This is a genomic window from Snuella lapsa, assembly GCF_039539345.1.
Lineage (GTDB): Bacteria > Bacteroidota > Bacteroidia > Flavobacteriales > Flavobacteriaceae > Snuella > Snuella lapsa.
In genome coordinates this window covers 1-21,530 of record NZ_BAABCY010000078.1, presented here as the reverse complement: position 1 = coordinate 21,530, position 21,530 = coordinate 1, and the positions used below count along the sequence as shown (strand labels likewise).

General features: G+C 37.2%; 19 protein-coding genes. 5 read left to right on the top strand and 14 right to left on the bottom strand.

Annotated features, from left to right (window positions below):
- Positions 1-50 precede the first annotated feature (50 nt).
- The 8 genes from ABD792_RS14465 to ABD792_RS14430 form a co-directional block, all read right to left on the bottom strand.
- Positions 51-620 carry a hypothetical protein gene (locus tag ABD792_RS14465; RefSeq protein ID WP_345006985.1) on the bottom strand — a complete coding sequence of 190 codons (570 nt, stop codon included), beginning with the start codon at positions 618-620 and terminating at the stop codon, positions 51-53.
- 737 nt (positions 621-1,357) lie between these two features.
- On the bottom strand, positions 1,358-2,182 hold the full coding sequence (locus tag ABD792_RS14460) for a peptide chain release factor family protein (protein ID WP_345006984.1): 825 nt from the start codon (positions 2,180-2,182) through the stop codon (positions 1,358-1,360).
- Positions 2,183-2,277: 95 nt separating this feature from the next.
- A complete protein-coding gene (locus tag ABD792_RS14455) occupies positions 2,278-2,922 on the bottom strand; it encodes a hypothetical protein (protein ID WP_345006983.1) in 645 nt (214 codons plus the stop codon).
- A gap of 227 nt (positions 2,923-3,149) precedes the next feature.
- Positions 3,150-3,488 carry a hypothetical protein gene (locus ABD792_RS14450; protein WP_345006982.1) on the bottom strand — a complete coding sequence of 113 codons (339 nt, stop codon included), beginning with the start codon at positions 3,486-3,488 and terminating at the stop codon, positions 3,150-3,152.
- A gap of 738 nt (positions 3,489-4,226) precedes the next feature.
- Complete coding sequence (locus tag ABD792_RS14445) at positions 4,227-5,489, bottom strand: BamA/TamA family outer membrane protein (RefSeq protein WP_345006981.1); 1,263 nt, start codon at positions 5,487-5,489, stop codon at positions 4,227-4,229.
- Complete coding sequence (locus ABD792_RS14440) at positions 5,486-6,490, bottom strand: glycoside hydrolase family 113 (protein WP_345006980.1); 1,005 nt, start codon at positions 6,488-6,490, stop codon at positions 5,486-5,488. Before ABD792_RS14440 ends, ABD792_RS14445 begins: the two co-directional genes overlap by 4 nt.
- A 36-nt stretch (positions 6,491-6,526) precedes the next feature.
- On the bottom strand, positions 6,527-7,393 hold the full coding sequence (locus ABD792_RS14435; RefSeq protein WP_345006979.1) for a hypothetical protein: 867 nt from the start codon (positions 7,391-7,393) through the stop codon (positions 6,527-6,529).
- Between the two features lie 16 nt (positions 7,394-7,409).
- Positions 7,410-8,123, bottom strand: a complete 714-nt coding sequence (locus ABD792_RS14430; RefSeq protein ID WP_345006978.1) for a DUF547 domain-containing protein — start codon at positions 8,121-8,123, stop codon at positions 7,410-7,412.
- Between the two features lie 204 nt (positions 8,124-8,327).
- Between ABD792_RS14430 and ABD792_RS14425 the strand changes: the two genes are divergently transcribed.
- Genes ABD792_RS14425 through ABD792_RS14405 form a run of 5 tightly spaced genes read left to right on the top strand, consistent with a single transcriptional unit; the run spans position 8,328 to position 13,936 of the window.
- Positions 8,328-9,668: an NAD(P)/FAD-dependent oxidoreductase gene (locus tag ABD792_RS14425; RefSeq protein ID WP_345006977.1), complete on the top strand. Its 1,341-nt coding sequence runs from the start codon at positions 8,328-8,330 to the stop codon at positions 9,666-9,668.
- 27 nt (positions 9,669-9,695) lie between these two features.
- Complete coding sequence (locus ABD792_RS14420) at positions 9,696-11,273, top strand: 4Fe-4S binding protein (RefSeq protein WP_345006976.1); 1,578 nt, start codon at positions 9,696-9,698, stop codon at positions 11,271-11,273.
- A gap of 7 nt (positions 11,274-11,280) precedes the next feature.
- The gene (locus ABD792_RS14415) at positions 11,281-11,763 is read left to right on the top strand and encodes a toxin-antitoxin system YwqK family antitoxin (protein WP_345006975.1); all 483 of its coding nucleotides are present in this window, start codon (positions 11,281-11,283) and stop codon (positions 11,761-11,763) included.
- On the top strand, positions 11,760-12,452 hold the full coding sequence (locus ABD792_RS14410) for a glycosyltransferase family 2 protein (protein ID WP_345006973.1): 693 nt from the start codon (positions 11,760-11,762) through the stop codon (positions 12,450-12,452). The genes ABD792_RS14415 and ABD792_RS14410 overlap by 4 nt, the downstream gene beginning before the upstream one ends.
- Positions 12,449-13,936, top strand: coding sequence for a cellulose synthase family protein (locus ABD792_RS14405; protein WP_345006972.1), 1,488 nt, complete (start codon positions 12,449-12,451; stop codon positions 13,934-13,936). Before ABD792_RS14410 ends, ABD792_RS14405 begins: the two co-directional genes overlap by 4 nt.
- 189 nt (positions 13,937-14,125) lie before the next feature.
- On the opposite strand, the gene ABD792_RS14400 is transcribed toward ABD792_RS14405, so the two are convergent.
- From ABD792_RS14400 to ABD792_RS14375, 6 genes are all read right to left on the bottom strand, one after another.
- A complete protein-coding gene (locus tag ABD792_RS14400; RefSeq protein WP_345006971.1) occupies positions 14,126-15,613 on the bottom strand; it encodes a cytochrome C in 1,488 nt (495 codons plus the stop codon).
- A gap of 170 nt (positions 15,614-15,783) precedes the next feature.
- Entirely contained in the window at positions 15,784-18,087 is a 2,304-nt protein-coding gene (locus ABD792_RS14395; protein ID WP_345006970.1) for a beta-N-acetylhexosaminidase, read from the bottom strand.
- A 173-nt stretch (positions 18,088-18,260) separates the two neighbouring features.
- Positions 18,261-18,476, bottom strand: a complete 216-nt coding sequence (locus tag ABD792_RS14390) for a putative signal transducing protein (RefSeq protein WP_345006969.1) — start codon at positions 18,474-18,476, stop codon at positions 18,261-18,263.
- A gap of 152 nt (positions 18,477-18,628) precedes the next feature.
- Positions 18,629-19,042 carry a GNAT family N-acetyltransferase gene (locus ABD792_RS14385; protein WP_345006967.1) on the bottom strand — a complete coding sequence of 138 codons (414 nt, stop codon included), beginning with the start codon at positions 19,040-19,042 and terminating at the stop codon, positions 18,629-18,631.
- A 27-nt stretch (positions 19,043-19,069) separates the two neighbouring features.
- A complete protein-coding gene (locus ABD792_RS14380) occupies positions 19,070-19,720 on the bottom strand; it encodes a hypothetical protein (protein WP_345006965.1) in 651 nt (216 codons plus the stop codon).
- A gap of 263 nt (positions 19,721-19,983) precedes the next feature.
- Complete coding sequence (locus ABD792_RS14375) at positions 19,984-20,715, bottom strand: YqjF family protein (protein ID WP_345006964.1); 732 nt, start codon at positions 20,713-20,715, stop codon at positions 19,984-19,986.
- Between the last annotated feature and the right edge of the window lie 815 nt (positions 20,716-21,530).

The window sequence follows — 21,530 nt, the reverse complement described above, 5'->3', positions numbered from 1 at the left end:
CTATAGTATTAAGGTCTTATGCAATGGTTGCTTTTATGAGTCACAGTTATTTATTCCACGCGATTACCTTGTTGCTTTTTATACAATTCAATTGCGGTTAAATAATCTATAGCACCTTTAGTACTTAAATCATGAACAAACCCATCCAGTTCTGGATGATTTAACTTAATCCAGGCTACTAGAGAATCCCTTTTCTTCTGCCATATTTCCCAATTCGCATCAATACATTCCTGGTTCTTTATCTTAACTATTTTCCCCGATTTAAAACTAAATTTATGTATACAAGTCAATGGATTATTTTTCAAAAATTCAAATTTTAAAGATTTTACCGAGACCGTCGCAACAATATGTTCATCCCTATTTTCCAATGAAACTAATTTATAAACAGGCTTAAACACAGAATCCCATTTAAATTGCCTGTAGAAGGTTTCGGGCGTGAATACCATAGTGTAATCGCCTTCGATAATTGTAAGCGTATCAGATATAACTGCGCTTATCAGCTTATAATCTCCTTTTTTAAAACCTTTGTAATATGCTGCTACTTTTTCTGCTGCCATACTCTTTCTTTCAGCACAACTAACGATCAATACCAAAACGAAAAAGAATAAAATTTTCTTCATTGCATTATTCTTGTAATTGTTCCGCATGTTTCAAATCTTGTGAATTCATTTCAGTTTCCTGAACTAGAATGTCTATTGAAACTAAAATACAGATTGTTTATATTATCCCTATTTTCATTTTTCCTCAAATAAGTGGTAACTAGTAAGCGAGCATAAATAAGTTTAAGTGTTTTCTCTCAAATATAGTACTTTTTGTTCTGTATTTATAATAACTTACCAAGTATAGTGGCCTACCGATACAAATCTTAAAAATCAAGGTAGCAGAGTTGGCATAAGGATGAAAATCTTGTTTGCCCCCAAAGCTATGAGGGGAGATATTTTCATCTGTGGGTGGGGATACCGTAGCATTTTTTAGATTTTTATCGTAAGCCTAGACCTTTTTGTTACCCATCCTGAGCCCAGACGAAGGGTTCGGCAATGGGAAAAAGTAAGAGGCTAAGATACCACCCTTAACATCCCAACAACCTACAACCAATAACGTGCATCAACTTTTAACTTTTCGCTTTTAACCTTTAACTCCAAGATCCCTTGTCCTCCAGAGCGCAACGCAGTGAAACGGAGAATCTCAAACAAGCGGTCTATCTATAAAAACCTTAAAAATCAAGGTAGCAGGGTTGGCATAAGGATGAAAATCTTGTTTGACCCCGAAGCAATGAGGGGGAGGTATTTTCATCTATAAAACGAAAATAGCAAATTGCAATGTGCTATACACGGGTGTAACCATTACACAACGTTTTTTATTTTAAATCAGAAGGTTTAATTTCTAACTTTAATTTTTCTAAAGCAAAAATTGCGTTTTTCAGTTGTGTTTTATGTTTGGTTCCGAACTTTACTGTTCCGGTTGGAATATGAGTAATTTGCACTTCATTAAATAATTTACCTCCATAGTCTATTAGAATATTTTCCTCACCAAAATAGTTTTTGAGTTTAGTATACTTTTCAGATTCAGTAAAACAGTCAACGTTTATTCTTCGCTTATAAAATCCATTCCAAAACTCATCGTATGTTGCTTTTTTGTCAATTTCTTTTTTTATTCTTTTAAATGTATGAGTTACACTATCTTTTGGATAATAAAGTTCGAATTCATCTATATCAATGTAATTTATTTTTGCTTTTACAGAATCTGAAAACTCTCCAAAATATAAATGATAAAGAGTGTCATTTTTTATTTTAAACTTTCTTTTATTCGAAATCCAACTCAAACTAGTTGCTGATTGCATTGAATCATTTTCAATATACAATTCAGCATAGAGTCCGTTAAGACAAGTTGAATAATTTCCATTCAATTTTTGTTCGTAACCACAGCCAACAACAGTGAAAATCAAAATCAGTAATGTTGTTTTTAATGTTTTCAGGATGTTAATATCAATTCTTTTCCACCATTTAATAGAAATCACATCATCAAATTCAGGTTCAGATGCATCATTCAATTCCATATCGTAGTTTTCCCAATATTTTTCCCATTCAGTGTGTTTAATTTCGAGCTGTTTTGATATTTCGTCATATTTATCTTCTATCGGCTTTTTCCGAAACACAAATGTTAGAAATTGGTTTGTCACCATTGTTTTCTTAAATGTTCTACAACTAAATATAAACGCAATATTGTATTTACTCTCCTAAAATAGGTGTATAAACACAACCAAATATACGCAAAAACCTACAACTGATTGGTTTTTCTTTTTCTAAGTAATCCCATCATTTGTCCAAATCCAATTCCAAAATATGTTCTATCTTTATTTATTTGTACCATAGGTGAGATAGTAAACCCATAAAACCTTGTAAATGGAAACTCAATTTTAGGATTTATTATTAGACTTACAGTATTGTGCTTCCTATAATTCCAGGTATAATTTTCCGTCAAAAAAGCTTTATCAATCAATTCCCAATTTTCTGGCTCTCTTATTGTTGTATATCCTAAGCCTATTGATACGTTTATCCTTATAGTTCCACTTGTATTGAGATTGTATACCCTTCCTAAACCCAATTGATAACTTTCAAATTGGTCATAAGGATTTGCTAACCCTAAAAGCAATACTCCAATCAAACCAGAAGAAAAATCCTCTGGTTGTGATTTGGGTTTTCTAATATTTCCTGTATATCCAATTTTGAAAGCATATTTTTCCTTATGGATATAATTAAAGTTTAGATCAAATCCAATATAATTGCCTAAATTCAATTCACCGGTGGAATAAATGGCATGATTTTCATCAAATTGTGCATTGGCAACATTGATGCTCATTAAAAATATTAATATTGTCGTTATTCGCTTCATAAATAAACCATAACTACTTAATAAACCCACTGTTAAATCTACCCCACAAAAACACGCCAATATACACAATAAAACACATGTAAAAACCTACAAACACTTAATCTGCTTTTCAAATCATTATTTAACATTGTCACCTTTCTCAAAAAACTTAAATACGTAAAGCTAACAACAAAACAAACGCCCTTACAAAGGCGTTTTTATATCATATTTTAATAAAATTATGGGCTCGTGCAACATTTAATGGTTGTAGTGCATTTTTATTGTTTTGTTAGCGTATACTTACCTCCATTAGTCTTGGACAGAATCAGAGTGTTTCCACTTAAACCATAACGCCATTCATCACTTAAAATCAGAGTCCAATCAAATTCGGCTGTCCAAATACACTCATTTTGAAACTGAATTGAGTTGTTTGAAATAGAATAATTTCCATTACAAATTGCAGGAAATTTTACAACTTCGCTCTCGCCAGAGTAAATTCCATTGTTAAAATCTAATGTAACATTAGAAGTATTTCCATCACGTTCAAAAGTTCCAACATATTCTCCATTAATTTCAGACTGAACGCTATCATGATTGTTATCACAAGCAAAAGTCATAAATACTATTCCAATAAAAATTTTCAATTTCATAAGTTCACTTTTTCTATAGATGCTTCTTTATTCGAAACGTTGCGTCAAAAATCTTGTTTGACCCCGAAGCAATGAGGAGGAGGTATTTTCATCCGTGGGTGGGGATACCGTAGTATTTTATTAGATTTTTATCGTAAGCCTAGACCTTTTTGTTACTTTTTTCGGCAATGGAAAAAAGTAAGAGGCTACGATACCACCCTTAACATCCCAACAACCAATAACGCGCATCAACTTTTAACTTTTCGCTTTTAACCTTTAACTCCAAGACCCCTTGTCCTCCAGAGCGTAGCGAAGTGAAGCGAAGAACCTCAAACAAGCGGCCTACCTATAAAAACCTTAAAAATCAAGGTAGCAGGGCGGGATGAGGATGAAAATCTTGTTTGACCCCGAAGCAATGAGGAGGAGGTATTTTTATCCGTGGAGGGGGATACCGTAGCATTTTTTAGGTTTTTATCGTAAGCCTAGACCTTTTTGTTACCCATCCTGAGCCCAGACGAAGGGTTCGGCAATGGAAAAAAGTAAGAAATCATATTCCTTTGGCCGCACCTCAATATAAATCAACCTGCGTAAACGTACCATTCCTATAAAACTCAACACAGTCTTTGGAGGAATCTCTTCAATAACTGAAAGATTCTTCACTCCACTACGCCACGTTCTGAAAGAACACAAAACTATTATTAATGATGGATATTCTTTTTATTACTCCTAAAAATACTGCCCAATACCAAACACCAACCCGTTGGTAGCGTCTTCAGTCAGTCCATGTCCGTAATCGATTCTAAAAATAGCGTTGTATATTTTTTTATGAATAAAGCGAAGCCCGAAGCCTGAATACACCTTTATGTTATCCGAATCGGTAAAATCGCTGAGCTTTCCTCCCGGGTTACGCCAGGTTCCCGAGTCTATAAACGCATTTCCCTGAAGGACAAACCAACCTTTTTCGTACAAGGTATGCCTGTATTCCGTATTGAACACAATAGAGCCTGTTCCCCTATCGATCGTATTGCCTACCCCCCTAATGTTCACATTATTATCCACCGAAAACGGCGCAAAAGGCGTTTTATCATTACTGGATAAGCCCACACGTAACCTGTTACCCCAATTACCATGCTTACCCAAACGTTTAAAATAAAAAAGATCATTCCAGGCAATAAAAAAATCAGGAAGCATATCATTCGTTGATGTTACATACTGAAAGGTAAGCAAGTTTCTGACTCCAGAAATACTGTAATAGAAATAATCCAGCCCATTATAGTCATAGATCATTTTCAACAACCATTTATGAACGTTTAAGGTCTGAGGCACCTGACTGCTGGTAGCGCCCGACACATACTTGTAATCCTCCATAAAGTAATTGATTCCACCTTCTATTCTATTCTTTAAATTAATGGTGTAGAGCCCCAACACTTCCAGGGATTCGTTATTGTATTTGTAATCGGCTGTTGTGCCATCAAAAAAAACGGGTTCCAAGGTTGTTAGATCCTGATAATTAACAGTGAGCCCCAACGATTTTGAGAACAAATAAGGTGCCCTTAAGTTTACAGCAAACGAACCGTAAATGTCTTTCTGGTAAAAACCGCCAAAACCAATGTTTCTACCTAACAAATTAAATTCGTGCAGCCCGATACGATAGGCAAATTCATCATCGTTCGTCGTATATACATTTAACGACGGAATAAGGGTAAAATGCTCTATAATGTGATACACAACCTTATAAGTCGTATCCGTTTCTTTAAAGACCTCGAAGTAAGCATGCGAAACAGCTGGTAAAAATTTGAGACGCCTTATATCCTTTTCAATAACCGTCGAGTCCAAAACCACTCCCGCCTTAGTATCCGATATGTTCCTTATAAATCCAGTCTTTAATTTTCCATTACCCCGAATCTGGAGTTCAGAAATTATATTGTTCTGGGCTCTCACACTCCCAAAAAACAGACCTGTAAAAAGCAAGATCAGTGCAATTCTCATGACTTGGAAAAGTAGGATTTTATTAAGGCTTCAACCGGTTTGTTTTGAGGCGTAAATTGCGTGTTATTGTCTCCCCCTGCCGTTTCGTGATTATGGTGCCACTTCCAAACAAAGCCACCTGCAAACCAATCTTCTTCCCAAAATGCTTCAAACAAAGCTTGCGTCGCATTGCGTTGTCCAACAAGGTTCACCTGGGTCATACCCCTATCACTATTCCAGGGTTCTTTAGCGGCATAGTCAACACTCCTATAACCAAATTCCGTGAACAACACAAGTTTCCCATATTTTCTCGAGAGGTTACTTATTTCACTTTTATGCTGTTTCCACCCCTCCAAACAAGCCTCCAATGATGGCGTTCTACTATCACTTACGGGAAAGTACGCATCAACACCTATATAATCCATAGCATCCCAAAAAGGCACACGCTTAAATTCATCCCAGTTGGCTGCATAGGTCAACTTACCATCATAGCGCTTCTTTATTTCTACTATTAAATGTTTCCAATAGTCTGGTCGGTTCATTATAAACTGTTCCAGTTCGGTACCTATACAAAAAATATCTGCGTTTATCTGCTTAGCAAGTTCGGCATAACTCAAAATGAATTTGGAATAGGAATCTTCCAATTGTTTCCAATGCTCCTCACCCTTCATTGCTATATTCCCAGTAAACAAACCATGCCAAACCCAAATTTGAGGCTTTAACATGACCTTTATTTTTTGATCCGACAAAACCTTACTGTATTGCTTAACACCCGCCTCTGTTTCCCCAAACCACTGTCGATTTGTATTAAACAAAATTTCTGGATGCGATAAGTCACGTATAAATCCGAAGGGCATTATAGCTGCATAATTAGCATTAATGGCAACAAGCGGATTGGTATGAGTATGGGTTATAGACTCTCGCGAAGCTACAAAGCTAATGCCTTTAATCTTTTCGGTTTGTCCCTTGCACGACTGAAAGGACAACAATAAAAATACAATCAAGAGCTTAAAAGCATTCATAACATCTCTTTTAAACTCCTAATTTACTATTAATCTTTAAAACAACGCGCGTAAGCCTAAATTAAATGACTGGCCCAATCCCGTGTTGGCTCCCCTTATAAAATTACTATACAACACTTCCAAATTTAAAACCCGTGTTAACTGGTATTTCCCCCCAAAACCTAAAGCCGTGTAATCTTGTGTAAAATCACCAAAGCGTTGTTGATGCTGGACAAAGCCCAATAACGTAAAAACATTAGAAGGAAAATAACTAACAAATATTCCAGGCACCAATACAACGGTATTATTTGCAAAACTCGCATCGTCCCCAAAATTATATTCCGTATTCAACTCCGTAAACAACTGCCAATCACCACTGGCAAACGTATAGTCATAAAAAAATCTATTCTGAAACGTATAAGCTGTTTGATCCAAGTACACGCCATTTTCACTTTCATTAGCTAGCAAGGGAATATGAAAAGCCGTTTGAACCGTAAAATTACTTACCCCTTTTAGCGGATTAAATTTAACAGCCGGAGCCACCGATGTCAATCCCGATCGTGCCGTCATGGTATCGCTGTCAAACTTAAAAACATCAAGCGCCTTTCGGTCTCCAACCACATTAGACCTGACATCAAACAAGAGCCCTACATTGAGTGTTTTAGATTGCGAAACTCCTGTAAACACATCAAAAGAAGACGTAAAATAGCTCTCCCTGTCCTTGTCACTTTTAACACCATTGTTAACACCTTTAGTTTCCGTATACAAGTTATTAAACCATTTTATATCCCACTGTCCTTTACTTAACAACTTGGAAGGTGTATAAGTTTGTATGTTACTTTTTTGGTTGCCTTCATTGTTTTCTTGCGACATACCCATCTGTACAACACCAATTAAAACAAGTAGTATTAATTTCTTTTTCATTATTAATTATTTAGAGTTATTGTTCGTTTAAATTCCAATTATAGGTAAAATAAGTTAGCTTATAATTATTAGGTATCCCTTCCGTTCTATACCTATTAATAAAATCTATTTCGGTAGCCCCATTAGCTGTGAAATCTTTTTTATACCATGCCATTATTTGAGACACCTCTACACGTTTCCTTTTGCTATTAACTTTTAAAAATGAACCATTCAATGCCTTTTTGGTCTGTAGATCCATTTGAGCATCCACCGTAGCAGGCATATAAGCTTCACTAATTAACGGAGGGCATCCCAAAGCACCACATACCAACACAAAATGAAAACGCGCATCCTTATATACTGCTATTAGATTTTCATGCTCTACAGCATTTAAAGTAAGCGCTTCACCTGCCAGCTTATAAGTATCCCTATCAAAGAATCCTGCCTTATCCAAAGGCGATTTTATCGGGTAGTTATCTACAATACCTTTTATAACAGATATATTATAAGCATTGACCCAAAACGCTTTACAGATGCTTTCATCTTTATCAGAAACCGTAAAGGTCTCTGCCAAGCGCAATAGCCTATTTAATTGCCCACTATTATCCTTTATAGCTGCATAAGCAACTTTTCCGTTTACCACATTAGCTTTAAAAAAGGCATCAGCTTCAGTAAAAAAAGCATCCCCATTCTGGGACATCCCAAAAAATGCCGTCAAAAATACAAGTATAAACATTAGTTGTTTTTCCATAATTACTATTCATTTTTTTACAAAATAAAGACGCCTAAACCTAATTAAATGTAAGCTAACTTACACTTTTAGTATAAATTTCAATGTCTAAATAACTTGCACAACCTTACACCCTTATTCCAATTTATAGTTGTTCTAAATTAACCACATCAAGTTAAGTTTTTATCATTAACTTCGACCTAGTACAACGTAACTGCCAAAAGTATGGAGCACATTGTAATTATTGGAAATGGTATTTCAGGTGTCACTGCCGCTAGACATATAAGGAAACGTTCTAACAAGAAAATCACCATTATATCTGACGAAACGGATTATTTCTTCTCACGTACAGCGCTTATGTATGTTTACATGGGGCATATGACATTTGAACACACACAACCTTACGAAAACTGGTTTTGGAAAAAAAACGACATCAGCTTAAAAAAAGGACGTGTAAAAACTATTGAAACCTCCTCTAAAACACTACTCCTTTCAGATGGGAACACCTTTAACTTCGATAAGCTTATTATAGCTACCGGCAGTAAACCTAACAAATTTGGATGGCCTGGTCAGGATCTAAATGGCGTTATGGGGCTATACCATAAACAAGATCTCGACAACTTGGAAAAGTACGCCCCCAATAACAAGGTTTGTAAACGTGCAGTTATTGTTGGTGGCGGATTAATAGGTATAGAACTGGCCGAAATGCTCCATTCCAGACACATTCCTGTTACTTTTTTAGTTCGGGAATCCAGCTTTTGGAATAGTGTATTACCAGAAGGAGAAAGCAATATGATAAACCGGGAAATTAAAGAACATAATATCGATCTGCGTTTAGGTGTCAATTTAAAAGAAATTAAATCCGATAAAAATGGTAATGTAGCATCCGTTGTAATTGCCGAAACAGGCGAAGAAATACAATGCAACCTTGTGGGCCTTACAGCAGGCGTATCTCCAAATATTGATTTTTTAAAGGACACCGGGATTCAAATAAACAGAGGCGTTATTGTAAACCGATTTTTAGAAACCAATATCCAAGACATCTATGCCATAGGCGATTGTGCCGAACAACAAGTCCCTATAAAAGAAAGAAAACCAATTGAGGCTGTTTGGTATACCGGACGTATGATGGGTGAAACCGTAGCACAAACCATTTGTGACAAAAAAACACCCTACAAACCAAGCCATTGGTTTAACTCCGCTAAGTTTTTTAACATCGAATACCAAACATACGGATGGGTTTGGGCGCATCCCAAACAAAACGAAAGCCGTTTTTATTGGGAACACAGCGATGGCAAAAAATGCATCCATATCAATTTCGATAAAGATACACGGCAATTTATAGGCATTAACACATTAGGAATAAGAATGCGCCACAACTTTTTTGAAAGCGTTTTAACTAAAAAGAAATCAATCGATTATGTCATAGAACATCTGGCAGACGCTAATTTTGACCCCGAATTTTACAAACTCCATGAAAAAGAAATTGTTGCAACTTTTAACAAAGAAAACCAAACCAATATCCAATTAAAAAAGAAAAACTGGCAACGTATTTTCAATATATAATCTAATAACCAATTAAAACCTAAACGAGTGAAAGTAATTCAAAATATAGGACTAGGCATTTTTCTAACCGGATTAACCCTATTTATTGCGCTTATCTTCTTAGGAGAATACAAAGTGTCGACCGAATTATTTAATACTGTCGTTACCAATAAAGGTATTAAAAGTGAGTTATTTATTAACAACATCAAAAATAACGTACTAGATAAAACATATACTTCGCCTTTTAAGTTTTCCAATGCCATTACCACAGCTATAAAAACCGCTAATGCATCGCATAAACAAAACAACCAATGGGATAAAGTAATATGGGATAAGCCCCATAGTCTTACCTATACCATTGCTAAAGAAGCCGGAATAAGCATGGTTAAAGAACATAAATGGCTGTTCTGGTGGCTTACCTTTGGCCTCGGTATTATTGGAGCACTATTGTTTATAATCCCCCAACTTATAACTTTGGGAGCCCCAGGTATTAAAAATGACGGCATTTATCATAAACCCGCAACCAATCGCGGATGGATTGGCTGGAGCGTGTTTATCTTTCTGGTTGCCTTTTATATCCTTCTTTACTTCAGACCAGATTACATAGTAAACTGGACCTATATTGTAGATCCTATAAGTGAAGCCCTTAGTGGTCATCCCGCTAGTCAATGGTTTTTATACGGCTTTTTATATTGTGTGGTCATGCTTGTTATGGCCGTGAGAATGTATATTAAGTACAGACATAACAACTATCAAATACTGCGCACCACATCCGTTTTATTTTTTCAAATAGTATTTGCCTTTTTAATCCCAGAAATACTGGTACGCTTCGAAAAGCCCTGGTACGATTTTAAAAACGCCTTCCCATTGGACTACGATTTCTTTTTTAGTTGGAATTTAAACGATTTGATTGCCAGTGGCGGACTTGGTTTATTTATTTTAATCTGGGGCATTATTTTAAGTTTGGTCATTGTACCAATAATGACATACTTTTTTGGAAAACGCTGGTACTGTTCCTGGGTATGTGGCTGCGGTGGTCTGGCAGAAACACTGGGCGACCCTTACAGACAACTATCCGACAAATCGCTTAAAGCTTGGCAACTGGAACGTTATCTTGTTTACGGGGTATTGGTATTTGCACTGGTCATGACTGGCTTTACCCTATACTCTTACTTTTCAGGCACTGCTGCAGTTATTGGTATACAAACACAAACCATTCAGGACATTTACGGCTTTTTAATAGGAGCTATCTTTGCAGGGGTTATCGGTACTGGATTCTATCCTATTTTTGGCAACCGTGTTTGGTGTCGCTTTGGCTGTCCTCTAGCCGCCTATATGGGTATAGTACAACGCTTCAAATCCAGATTCCGTATTACAACCAATGGTGGACAATGCATCTCTTGTGGTAATTGCTCAACCTATTGCGAACAGGGTATCGATGTACGCGCTTATGCCCAAAAGGGCGAAAATATTATCAGGGCTAGCTGTGTGGGCTGCGGTATCTGCAGTGCCGTTTGCCCCAGAGGGGTATTAAAATTAGAAAACGGCCCCGAGCAGGGACGCATCAATCCTACAGATATCCTTTTAGGCAACAATGTTGACCTTATCGATCTTTTAAAGAAATAAAACCAGATTGAAACAGACCCTCCTAACATACAGCCTATTCTTATGCATTGCCTTACACTCACATGCACAAAAACGCTACCTAAAAACCTACTTTGAAGACAAAACTTTAAAAGCAGAAGGCTGGATAGAGAACGATCAAAAAACGGGGTATTGGAAATTTTATTATCCTAATGGAAATTTAAAAAAAGAAGGGCACTTCCGTTCTAACAAACCTGTAAAATATTGGTACTTTTACACCCAAAACGGCTCAAAAACAAGTGAAGGGCATTACGCAGAAGGCCTAAAAGAAAAGTGGTGGATATTTTATAAAGACACAGGAAAAACAGACTGTAAATGCCAATTTAAAAACGACAAAAAGGAAGGCTTTTGCTTTTATTACAAAAACAATAAACTTATAATGGCACATAAGTTTGCAAACGGCATAAAAATAAAAGAATGGACAGATTTAAAAGCCTTTAGAAAAGAAAATAATTTACTAAATCTACAATGACCCTCATAAAAGTTATTATCCCAGCTTATAATGAAGCTGATTCCATCCCGCATGTTATTAACGATATCCCCGATATAGTAGATGAAATTATTGTAGTAAATAACAACTCATCAGACAATACCGAAGCGAATGCAAAAAAAATGGGAGCGACCGTATTAACCGAAACCCGTAAAGGTTATGGTTATGCCTGTTTAAAAGGGATGGAATATATAGCTACCCTAAAAGAAAAACCAGAGATTGTTGTCTTTCTGGATGGTGACTACAGCGATTACCCCGAAGAACTTACCAAAATAGTAGCTCCCATAACCAACAACAATGCCGACTTTGTTGTGGGTGCACGTGTAAAGCATTTAAGAGAAAAAGGCGCCATGACCCTACCTCAAATTTTTGGCAACTGGCTAGCAACAACCCTAATGAAACTATTTTTTGGCGCCAACTTTACAGATTTGGGGCCTTTTAGGGCTATCAAATACAAAAAACTACTCCAATTACACATGGAAGACAAAACTTATGGGTGGACAATTGAAATGCAACTCAAAGTTTTGCGACAAAAATTAACATATACCGAAATACCGGTCAATTACAGAAACCGCATAGGTGTTTCCAAAGTTTCGGGAACTGTAAAAGGTGCTGTGCTTGCAGGTTTTAAAATATTAGGTTGGATCTTTAAATACAGTGTTAAAAGATGATTCTGGAAACCATTACCATTGTAATTTACACCATAGCACTTTTGCTAATTTTTATTTATGCCTTGGCACAACTTAACTTATTGTTTAATTATTTAGCCTCTAAAAAAAAGAAAAACACTCCCCCGCTATACGATCTGTCCAATCCAGATGAAACACCTTATGTTACCATTCAATTACCCGTATATAACGAAATGTATGTTATGGAACGCCTGTTGGACAATATTGCCCAAATAGACTATCCTAAAAATAAACTAGAAATCCAGGTGTTGGACGATTCTACCGACGAGACCTTGGAAACCACACGAAAGCATATTGAAAACCTGCAAAAAACCGGACTGGACATTAAACAAGTTACCAGAACAGATCGCATCGGGTTTAAAGCAGGTGCTCTTAAAGCAGGCCTAGAAAAGGCCAAAGGCGAATTTATTGCCATTTTCGATGCCGATTTCCTTCCTAAAGAAAATTGGTTAAGGCGCACCATCCCTTATTTTAAAGATCCGCAAATTGGTGTAGTACAAACCCGTTGGGGACACCTTAACAGGGACTACTCCCTACTTACTAAAATCCAGGCCTTTGCCCTGGATGCACATTTTACTCTGGAGCAAGTAGGCAGAAACAGCAAAGGGCATTTTATTAACTTTAACGGAACAGCTGGTGTATGGCGAAAAACCTGTATCATTGATGCTGGCAACTGGGAAGGCGATACCCTTACCGAAGATCTGGATCTAAGCTATCGCGCCCAACTCAAGAACTGGAAATTTAAATACCTAGAAGATGTGGAAACGCCCGCCGAGCTCCCGGTAGTTATAAGTGCTGCCCGATCCCAGCAATTTAGATGGAACAAAGGAGGCGCAGAAAACTTTAGAAAAATGCTCTGGCGCATTTTAAAGAACAAGCATATACCAACCAAAACAAAAGTACATGGCCTCCTGCATTTATTAAATAGCACCATGTTTTTAAACATACTTATCGTAGCCGTACTAAGTATCCCCATGTTGTATATAAAAAACACGCACCTACATCTTAAAGTTTATTTTTATGTGATGAGCTTTTTTGTGGTAAGCACCCTAATCTTCTTTGTTTGCTATTGGATCATGTATAAAAAGATATATGGTGGCGGCGTAAAGAACTTTGTAAACTATATAGGAATGTTCATTGTTTTTTTCTCTATAGCTATGGGCTTTTCATTACACAATTCCATTGCCGTTCTAGAAGGGCACCTAGGCAAAAAAAGTGAATTCATTCGCACCCCAAAATTCAACATCAAATCTATAAAAGACAATTGGAAGCAAAACAAATACCTGAATAAAAACCTGTCGGCGAATGTTATTTTTGAAGGCCTTTTAATGCTCTATTTTGGATTTGGCATGTATAGCGCCTTTGTTGTTGGTAACGAAGGGGATTTTGGACTGTTCCCGTTTCATTTAATGCTATTTCTAGGCTTTGGTTATGTATTCTTTAAATCGATAACTGCCCGGGCTTAATAACTCGTAAACATGTTACCATCTTTATAAAAAATTAAAGAGATAGTCTAAAAAGTTTTCCTTAGTTGTCAGGTTGAACGGAGTCGAAACCTATAATTTAAACGAATGATTTAAAAACATTTCGACTGCGCTCAATGTGACATAAAGACTACATAGACTACCTCTTTACATCTAGTTTCTTCATGGTTCTTACAAACACATCATATATGCCGTAAGGGCATCCTTTTCTTCTTTACTTAATTTTAATTCCAAGATCAAATTAAAGAATTCTACAGCGTCATCCAGTGTTGGAAGTCTACCATCATGCAAATACGGCGGTGAATCCTTTATACCACGTAAAGAAAATGTTTTAATAGGGCCTTCTGGTCTTCCCTTATAAAAACGCTCTACTTTCAAATCATGTAAGTAATCGTCAACAAAGGCAGGTCCGTAATGACAGGTCGCACATTTGGCCTTCCCCTTAAACAGACGTTCTCCCATTAATTCCTGCTTGGTCGATTTACTTGGAATTAGATTACTCATAGCATCTAACTTTGGTGCAGGTGGAAAATCGAGCATAGAATTAAAATCACCCATACGATTAGATATTGCTCTCTGTAATCCTCTTTGCCCGATATGTTGTTGCATACCCGGATCGCCATCAAAATATTCCTCTACCTCTGCAAAGTGATCCATACTTCTAATAGAACGTTTGGAGCCTAACTGCATTGCATTAAAATTACCACGCATGGTTGGCGTATCCATACGTAAACGCGCTAAATTAGGTCGGCTGTCCGGCCCTAACTCAATCGCACCATTGGTATGTCCATTAACGTGACAAGCAAAACACGACACCCCCACACTTGGTTCTAAGGTCACTCTATGCGAGGTATGGTTAAACCATGTTGTTGGTGTAGGCGTTAATAGTTCATTTAAGCCTTCCATTTGTTCGGGCGTTAATAACCCATTAAAAATTTCATAGTAATTGGCAAGTGTCACTTCTCTTCCTTTAGTAACATCTCCCAATTCTTTATGATTGGACAAAAACATTGGCGGTGGAAATTCTGGCAAGTATTCATCTGGAAAATCGTGGTCTACATCTATTCTTGCATGCTCTGGGTGTACCTTATTCCAGCTATCTGGAAAAAGCATATGCGCTGTTGTTTGTAAGGGATGTGCGAGAGGTTTGAAAGGAAAAAGATCCTTGTTTCTAATCTCATCAGGAGAATATTTAGACAAGGCTTCATAGGAAGCAATTCCTTTAGGCAATCTTGTTATGGGGCCTTTCATAATAGGCTTTCTTCCTCCCGACATGACTTTACCTTCGTGAGCCTCACCATTAAAGTCGAACCGCGAATTCATATACTTTCTCACATCAGCCATCAATTCTGGCTTTTGTTTTTTATGGAAAGCTACCCATTCGTCCCAGGACATAGGTAAGTCTGGCGTGGTGAAAGAACTCTTGCCTTTACCCCCATAACGCCATAGGTCGAAAGGTGTACGTTCCCCTTTCTTTAAGGCAGGATAAGGAATCAGGGAATCGACATGACCTGCACCTAATTCATAATCAGGCTCTTCATAATCCTCAATAACCGCTCCTGGCGATTGTAAAAAATGTAATTTGTTGTTGATGATCTGAAAGCTTAAAAGCAATAAACCTCCGAAAACAACAAATAACGGAATTTTGATCTTCTTCATGTTACTTTAATCGTTTTGATTGGTATTCAGTGATGATAATAACTCTATTCTTTTCGGAAATAAGATCACCAAACTTAATCGTTTATATCAGAAAAACAAAATAAAGTCCTTAGTGAGTTTTAAATTATAGCATTTCTGCCACTATTTGTCAATGTATGCGGACATAGAAGTCAATATACCTGCACTTCATCAATTTTAATGGTCGCCCTACGTCCGGCTGCATGATGCCCTTCAGGTATGGGATTAACCTCCTTGCCTTTAATCTTAAGAAATCTTACTTCAACCGGATTAAAATCAATAGTATAGTGTAGTTTATTTCGTCCTTGTGTATGGCTTTCGGTCATTTGATCTTGCACGCCCAATTTTATAAATGCTTTACCATCCTCCGAGCCATAGACTTCAATCGTCTCCGGCCCATAAACACCACTTATGGTCCACCTTAGCGCATTGACCTTAACCCCTTTTACTTGTGTTGGCTTACCGAACTCTAAAGTAGCATCCAACCCGTTGGTAAAACTTACCCAATTAGTATCGCTGTTAGAAAGTCTGGCATAATTAAGATCCGTAAGTTTCTCTAACCCGGTCACTGTAGCATGCAAACCAACAGCCTTATGCACCGGAAAGCTTAACTCGGAACGGGAACCCACAGGCGTATCTTTTAAAAAAGCTCTGGCGTTTATTGTCCTTGTTTCATGAATACTAAAAGGCCCTTCATAGAGCTTAGAAGCCAGAGTAGGCTCGGAACCATCCAATGTATAGCGGATATCCAAACCATTCACTTCGGTTTTCATGCTTATGGCTATCTCCTTGTCCTTTGCAGTATGCTCGATCCAAGGACTAAACGCACTAACTGCATAACGCACCTTTTGCACGTCCAGTCTTTTAAACTGTGTTGTTAAACGCCTGGTAAAATCATCCCAATTCTTATTTTCATAAGCTGTCCATCCGGTTTCTGCCACAGCATACAATCGCGGAAAGGTCATATAAGTCAACTTTCCCCAGTCGCTAATGGATTCGGTCCACATATTGGCCTGTACGCCTTTAATAAGCTTTCCTTCCTCTTCAGTGAGTTCGTCCGGCACCACCTTATAACTATACGCTTTAGACAATAACAATTGACTATACCCCAAATTAGGCTCCAAGTCGTCTTGCCCTTGTTTAAGATCTATATAACAGTATTTGTTTGGGGTCATAATAACCTCATGTCCCATTTTTGCCGACTGGATCCCTCCAGATTCTCCGCGCCAGCTCATGACTGTGGCATTAGGAGCCAATCCGCCTTCAAGGATCTCGTCCCAACCGATCATAACCTTACCTTTAGCATTTATAATTTTCTCAATGCGCTTTATAAAATAGCTTTGCAGCTCATGCTCATCTTTTAGCCCTTCCTCTCGCATGCGACGTTGAGCATCAGGATCCTTTCGCCATTGTTCTTTATTACACTCATCACCTCCTATATGAACGTATTTGTAGGGAAACAAGTTCATAACTTCATCTAGCATTTTTTGAGCAAACACAAAGGTTTCCTCTTTCCCGGGATTATAGGTGTTATTTTTCACGACACCTCCAGTAGCTACAAATGGCTCCGCATTAACACAGCCTATTTCAGGATAGGCAGCAATGGTAGCCTGTGCGTGACCCGGCATGTCAATCTCGGGAATAACCTCTATAAAACGCTCTTTGGCATAAGCTATGATCTCCTTAACATCTTCCTGCGTATAAAACCCGCCGTAAGTTGCTTTTTCTCCTGGTTTTTGTTTGGGCCTGCCAAACCAGAACGATATGTTTTCGTCGGTAGTATTGTAATCTACTCGCCAGGCTCCAACCTCGGTAAGCTTAGGATAACTCTTAATCTCCAACCGCCACCCTTGGTCATCGGCCAAGTGCCAGTGAAAACGATTCAGTTTAGACTCAGCCATAAAATCAAGTACCTCTTTAACTTTTTCTTTATCAAAAAAATGACGGGACACATCCAACATATAACCTCGCCACCCAAAGGCTGGCTGATCCTTGATGCGTACCGATGGAATGCCCCAAACTACATTTGGTTGTAATGTATTGCCGTAAAACGAAACTGGCAACAGTTGCTTTAACGACTGCAATGCATAGAAAAAACCAGCACCCGATGAAGCCTTAATGGTTATGGTTTTTGGCATGACCTCCAAAGTATAGGCTTCCTCCTGCAAAGTACCATCAGTAATTAATTTAATATCCCCTTTGTCGCCTACCACTACTTCTGGCTCCCACCCTGAAACCGTCTTGAATTTTTTAAAAAACTGTTTGGCAATAGTCGCTTGAGCTTCATCCTCAACGGTCACCGTAGTATGCTTATTAATCTCAAAAGTCCCTTCCCCCTTTACGAGCTGATCTGGATTCGGGATAATATCGGCTGTCCCTGTTTGAATTTGTGTTGATGGTTTACAACTTATAAAAAATACAATAACAAAAAGATAAATTAATACGTTTGATCGCATATTATTTGACGGTTAGAAGTTATTAATAAAAACAGATCCCTAAAAATAGGGCGTCGTCTGAGATTTAACAACTTTAACTTCTTTATTTTATAGAAAATAGCGCGAAAATGTAATCCTTTCAGGATATAAACCAGAGAACTTTAACTTTCCCTGTAAAACAGTAGCAGAGACCCCTAATCTGTTTCCAATGCCCCCATTACTTCCTTAACTTTTTCCAGATCGGAATCGGACACTTGCAATTCGACTTCAAAAGTAGGCATGTAATTCATTACTTGCGTTGTAAACTCATTCTTTAAAAAGCATTGAATTCCCTCTGCTTCCAACCGCCCCTTAAGAGCCAAAAGCTCTGACTCTAGGTGTGATCTTTTAACCGTAACCAAACTACTCATAGTATCTTTATTTTTTTATTTCTTTTCATAAGACACAACTATTGCGCCAAAATATTCCTTACAAAGCAAATTACAAATAAATACAAGTCTAAGCAAAAAACACAATCTCTTTATTATGCTTCATTCAGTAATTGCAATTTAAAACACCCAAATTAAAATGTTCTTTCCATTATTATATACTTAACACCACCTTTAGCAAACCGCTTATTTGTTTGGATCATCCCAAATCTCTCATAAAATGCAATCTTATCAGCTCGGGCATTGCACCATAATTTCTTAATTCTTTTATCATTAGAAACAACGGTCATTAAATGATTAAGCAAAAGTGTTCCATACCCATTGCCCTGTTCCGACGTTTTAGTTGCAAATTTTCTGAATTGGGCATCCTTGCCATCCAAAAACAATGACACAACAGAAATAAGATTTGAGTCTTTAAATAGCCCAAAATGCTTTCCCTCCTCATCATTACCCAACACAACATACGCTCGCGGTTTATGTGGCCACATGACCTCATGTCTAAGCTTGTGGGTTTCCTGAGCACTTATCTCACTAATCTTAATATCCATCTTAACAATCCATTTCTAAATAGTTTTTCAGTCCTCAAATGCACTCAACTCAGGTGGCGGTGGCGGAATACTTGTGATATCAAAGCCCTCAAAAAGGATATTATATTTAAAGTAGTCAGGGCTATCTTTTATGTTTAACAAAGAAAACTGATATGCTATTTCTCTTAGAACCTTTTTAGTAGTTGCAATTGGATATTTATCATCCGCATAGAAATGAATCAAAGCAGGTTTAACGTTATTTTCCCTGTATTGAAAGTTATAAGTTTTTCTTGTTATATTTTCAAGTTCAGTTTTTAAATAACCTATTGGCTTTTTTACTTTGTTTTTCCCAAATTCAATTATTAGAGAATCATTCCTAACAAATAGTAAATTCCGTCTAAAGTAGCACCCAGTTTCACTTGAAGTCGGACAGTCAGCAAACCCAGTAACGTGATATAGTGTGTCATTTGATTCGAATCTCAACCCTGCTACTTTTCCCGCACAAGTCATTTGCCCCATGCTTTCTCTTAATTCTGAAAAGTTTGCCATCGAATCCAAATCTACAACTACCAATTCGTCCCTCTCTTGAAATTTTGTAAAATCTTGAGAATAAAATTGCTTCAACTCTCTTCTTTCACCCCAATGAGAACAAGAACTTAAGACATGAAGAACAAATAATATGTATGTCAAGTTTTTCATCTGTTAATATTTATTGTATTTAAGTGGTTAGATGCGATGCCCCAATTATCATGTACTCACGCGTTTTTATTTTTGAAAATAGGAGTTCGTGAATCTTCGATTTCGGTTGAATTTGCAACTTTCTGTTAATAGACATTTCATAAAAACATTTAACACCCCACTAGTTTATAGAAAAATAAGTTGGTATATAAATAGACAGAAAACAAACCTTAGTTTTATACAGCTTAAACATATATTTTACCAACACAACTAGCGATAACAAACTATACGTGATATTGTGCTACGGTTCTTATTGTTCTTTTATTCTCAACAGTTATTTCCGAACCTTCGGCAAGCATAACCGAATGTGGGGACATAGAATTAAGCATCTCAAATTGTTTACCATAAACAGCCCCAAAATCGACATCGATCTCAAAATCTTTTACCTTGTAAACCCTCCATTTCGGGTGTATTACCTCATATTCGTTTGACTTCACATCATTCACTTTAGCATATCCCCAGTAATGTTCCGTAATGAATTCTGTTTCGCTTTCTGGAACTATCCCATAACTTTCTTTACTTGCTATTACTTTAAAAGTGTGTTCTAAACTAGACTTTTTCCAACCGTATTCAATCTTTTTTGAATTTCCTATTTCACTCCAATTATGCGCCATTGGCAAAGTTTCATAATTCTCGTTATAAACCGTATTTGCGACAAAAGTTAATGCCCTTTTAGGCACAATTTCTTTAATGAAAACAACACCTCGTTTCCACGCATTATTTTCTAGCCGCTTAACATAAAACCTTAAGTTCACCTCTTCAAAATCCACATGATAAGGAACTTTAATCCCCAATAACTTTGTGTTTTTAAACATAAATCCAACCAAACTCACAAAGCACTTGCCATTCCATAAATCCAGTTCGGTGCCAAAGGGAACGAAGTCGGCAAGCAAATCCTTTTCAATAATATAATTAGCAATTGCAAGTTTTCGCCATTCAGCTTTAAGGAAACTCATATTCGATTGTTTTAATATACCCAAACAGCTTACATATATACAACCGCTTAGGAAATGTTATCAATACCTTGCGCTATCACACAAACACAATCAAATATACGCAAAAACCTACAACCATTAACGCACATCAACTTTTAACCTTTAACTCCAAGACCCCTTGTCCTCCAGAGCGCAACGCAGTGAAGCGAAGCATCCCTCATCCAAAAGTAAGATGTTGCATTCCTCTGTCATGCCTGCGTAGGCAGGCATCCACCTAAAACCCCAACGCTTCAAACGAGCAAACAAAATCGATTACAAATTCTTCCCGTTAAAAAAGTATATTTTCGGCCTATCGATAAAAACCTTAAAAATCAAGGTAGCAGGGTGGCATAAGAATGAAAATCCTGTTTGATCCCGAAGTGATGAGGGGGAGGCATTTTCATCCGTGGGGGCGGATACCGTAGCATTTTATCTGGGTTTTATCGTAAGCCTAGACCTTTTTGCTTACTTTTTACGGCAATGGGAAAAAGTAAGAAACCATAATATAGTCCTGACCAACGATTCCAATCATTGTACTAAACTTGGTTTTATTATATACATAGCCAAAAGTGGATGCCTGCCTACGCAGGCATGACAAAGAAAACCAAAGACAATAAGAGGTACGGCCTACCTATAAAAACCTTAAAAATCAAGGTGTAAGCCCTAATAATCAGTTTGAATTTACATTGTAACAACTAATGAATAACAAACGCCCTTAAAACGGGCAGGGCAATTTCATTTAAAAAATTAGGGAATTGATTTAGATAATAATTATCTTTCCCAAGTCTAAGTTTTCT